Source organism: Altibacter sp. (assembly GCF_019913785.1).
Lineage (GTDB): Bacteria > Bacteroidota > Bacteroidia > Flavobacteriales > Flavobacteriaceae > Altibacter.
The window spans coordinates 1-4043 of sequence record NZ_JAIOHK010000080.1; the positions used below are offsets into that span (position 1 = coordinate 1).

Here is a 4043-nt window from a genome sequence, read left to right on the forward strand (position 1 = left end):
GATACATCAATACTTTTTTCTGAAGTGTCTAAAAGCTGTTGTCCTAGCACATTATATACGGTTGCCTTTTCAAAAGTAATTGTTTCAGAAACTGTAATGTTGAGAATGTCTGAGACCGGGTTGGGATACACACTAATCCCAGAAGATACATCTACATCTATAACCCCTAATAATAAGCATTCCACTTCTATTTCCGGAATGGTATTACATCCACTGCTATTATTGCCAAAATACTTGGTAACAGCCGGATCTTCCAGTACTTCACAAATAAATGGATTTGCACAAACAGCCAGGTTGGGATTGTTTAATATAACCACTTCGCTAATGGGTCCGGGAACAATATTGCCAATAGCCTCTATGGAGTTCAAAAGCGGATTGTCCATGATTAATACACGTTCCTCAACATGCACTAAGTTCTCCAATCCGGACAGTGATTGTATATTTTGATTCTCATAAACATCCAGATTTCCAACAGATTCAATTGCACTAAAGGCCGAAAGATCGGTAAGTTGTGGATTAAATCCAATTCGCAATCTTCCACTCACTGTTTGGATGTTTTCCAATCCGTCTAGATTTGCCAAATTTGGGCACTCCACTACGTATAGGTCGACCAGCTGGGTTATATTGTTAAATGCAGACACATCCTGTGCCGGATTGTTGGAAAGCAACAAGGAACCACCTATAGATTGTAATCCAGCCAGTTCATTAAAATTAGTAATTGCCTCATTGGAGATGTTCACATCGCCAAGCACAGTTTGTAAATTTTCCAAGCCTATTAAAGAGGTAAGTGCATTTCCTCCCAATGTCAATTCTTGTAATTCTTGGACAAAACCGAATTGAGAGATATCGCTAAGACTCGAATTCGCAAATAAGTTCAAGCCTTCAATGGATTGAAGATTCGTCATGCCTGCCATTGACAACAATCCGCTGTTTACCCATATTTCCAGATCACCCACTGACTGCATGGCGGAAAGACCTGTCATGTCTACTAAGTTTTGATTCCCCCAAAGTGCCAAGTGTGAAACCGTCTCCAGGTTGTCCAATCCAAATAGGTCTGTAATTTGTGTCGCTAGGATAAAAATGTCTTCGGCTACGGTAATAGGTGCTAATCCGTTTAAATTGGTGATGGTGTTATTAGCACCGTCAACACGTAGTTCATGTGTCATTATTGAACAGTTTGGATAGTTCGTCGCAAAATTATCTATATCGGCCTGTGTTGTTAAAATAATATCGGAAGTTGGGCATTGTCCAAAACCTATTTGAAAGCTGAAGAACAAGGCCGCGAAGAGTAGTAGTTGTTTTTTCATGACTTATCGTTTTATGAGTTTTTTATTGATGTTACCATGACTGGTAGTGATTGTTATAAAGTAAATTCCATCCCTAAGATGCGACATATCGATCTCTTTTTCAGAGGTTTCCATAAGATGCTGTCCCAGTAGGCTATATAGAGACGCATTTTCGAAAGAAATGGTTACAGAATCGGAAATGAATAGTATTTCCGAAACCGGATTCGGGTAGATTGAAATAGCCCCTTGAAGGATTTCATCTGGTACAGACAGTATACAAGCAGCTTCAATTTCGGGAATCGAATTACACCCAGGAGCATTGTTCTCAAACACCTTTTCCACGGCAGGAAGTTCGAGTATTCCACAAATAAAATCATTATTACACATTGCGAGATTTGTATTTCGCTGTATGACCACCTGGTCTACCTCAAAAGGCGTTACATTATTTAATGCCGAAATATCTGTCAGAATCGGGTTATCCAAAATGTACAATGTTTGCTGAATTTCGAGTAAATTCTCTAGACCCGACAAAGAAGTTAATTGTTCATTTTCATAAATGTCCAAATCTTCAACATAGGTAATATTGTTTAAAACAGAAAGATCTGTAAGACCCGGATTATATCCAATCCGTAATCTACCGCTAACGGTCTGTATGTTTTCTAAGCCCGCAAGGTTGGTCAAATTGGTACAACCCACTACAAAAAGATCTACCACAGAGGTGATACTCGAAAAGGCGGTAAGGTCTTGTAATTGCGAATGATTCCAAATATATAAGGAGCCGTTTATGGTACTCAAATTTGATAACGGATTAAAATCTTGTAAGTTTTCGTTCGAAATAAAAACGTCTTCTTCAACTGAATGTAAATTTTCAAATCCGACGAGCGATGTCATTCCATTTCCGCCAATACTTAGTGATTGTAGTGATTCTATAGTGTTGAATGCCGTGATATCGTTCAATGTATAATTTTGAAAGATATTCAATCGATCAATCGATTGTAAAACGGGAAGACCATCAACGCTCGTCAACCCCGGATTGAACCAAATGGTAAACTCTTCTACCGATTGCAAGGTACTTAAGCCGCTCAAATTTTGGATGTTTGGGTTAAATCCTATCGATAAATGTGATGTAGAAATGAGATGTTCCAATCCAGAGAAATCGGTTATTCCGGTCTTTAGAATATAAAAATTCTGAGTATTTGTTATGACAGAAAGCCCGTTTAAGTTGGTAATATTACTATTATCACCATCAATTTTAAGTTCGTGTGTAAGCACGTAACAATTCGGATAATTGGTAGCAAAATTATCAATCTCCTCCTGAGTAGTCAATAAAATTGGAGAAGTAGGACATTGTGCAAGGCTCACTACACTACCTAACAAAAGCAGTGAGCTCAAAAAAAACATTTTCATATAGCAATCAAAAATTGATCACATCAAGATACGGAAAATACGTTATAAATATGCTGATTTATAGAAGATTAGTAAAAGGAGTACCTTTTGACCTATTTCGATATAGGGTCTTCGTTCAGCATCGCCCACAGCTTATCTTTAAGTTCTGTTAGCCCTTGCTGGGCCACAGATGAAATAAATAAATACGGTATTCCTTTAAATTGTTTGTCCAGCTCTGCCTTCATTTCGGTTTTAAGTTCTTCGTCTAACATATCACTTTTCGAAATGGCAACCAGGCGTTGCTTATCCAACAATTCGGGGTTGTAGCGACGTAATTCGTCCAGCAGTATTTCGTATTGCTCCTTGATATCGTTGGCATCTGCCGGAATTAAAAACAGCAAGGTTGAATTGCGTTCAATATGTCTTAAAAAGTAGTGTCCCAAACCTCTACCTTCGGCGGCACCTTCAATAATTCCAGGGATATCAGCTACCACAAAGGATTGGAAATCGCGGTATTTCACGATGCCTAAATTGGGTTTCAGTGTGGTAAATTCGTAGTTGGCAATCTTAGGTTTTGCCGAAGTAATTACCGAGAGTAAGGTAGATTTCCCGGCATTGGGAAAGCCTACTAAGCCCACATCGGCCAATACTTTTAACTCAAGGGTAATATCTGCCTCTTCCCCTTCCAGGCCCGGTTGCGCATAACGGGGAGTTTGGCGTGTAGCTGTTTTAAAATGACTGTTCCCTAGGCCTCCTTTTCCACCTTTCGCTACAATCCGCTCTTCACCATCCTCCGTAATTTCGAATAGGATCTTTTGGGTTTCGGTATCTCGAACAACGGTTCCTAATGGGACTTCAATATACACATCGGCTCCATCGGCACCTGTACTGGTCTGTTTACTTCCTGCTCCACCCTGTTCGGCTTTAAAGTGACGTTTAAACTTTATATGATACAGCGTCCAAAGATTCTTGTTCGCCTTTAAAATCACATGACCTCCACGACCGCCGTCACCACCATCGGGGCCCCCCATGGGAATGTATTTTTCACGTCGCATATGCGCACTTCCTTTTCCTCCCTTACCGGAAGACACGTGAATCTTTACATAGTCAACAAAATTTCCTTCGGTCATATCAATGGAAAATGTAAAAGGCAAAAGCTAAAAGTTCATTTTTATAGACACTTTCAGTTTTACATTTCAAATTTTTGAGTTTTATAATTTGTCAATAACGGCACTTAAACGATCGGTGATTTCTTGAATGCTCCCCACGCCGTCCACACCGTAGTATTTGTCTTGTTTTTTATAGTATCCCTTTAAAATAGCCGTCTCATCGTAATATACTTTTATACGATTTCTGATCACGGCTTCGTTG

Annotated in this window: 2 protein-coding genes and 1 pseudogene; all 3 read right to left on the reverse strand. The window is 39.4% G+C overall.

What is annotated here, in order from left to right:
- Positions 1-1307 (reverse strand): annotated as a pseudogene (locus K8F54_RS13625) (hypothetical protein); the annotation flags it as partial.
- Between the two features lie 3 nt (positions 1308-1310).
- Positions 1311-2678, reverse strand: coding sequence for a T9SS type A sorting domain-containing protein (locus tag K8F54_RS13630; RefSeq protein ID WP_290791830.1), 1368 nt, complete (start codon positions 2676-2678; stop codon positions 1311-1313).
- Between the two features lie 107 nt (positions 2679-2785).
- Entirely contained in the window at positions 2786-3802 is a 1017-nt protein-coding gene (gene obgE, locus K8F54_RS13635; protein ID WP_290791831.1) for a GTPase ObgE, read from the reverse strand.
- Positions 3803-4043 lie beyond the last annotated feature (241 nt).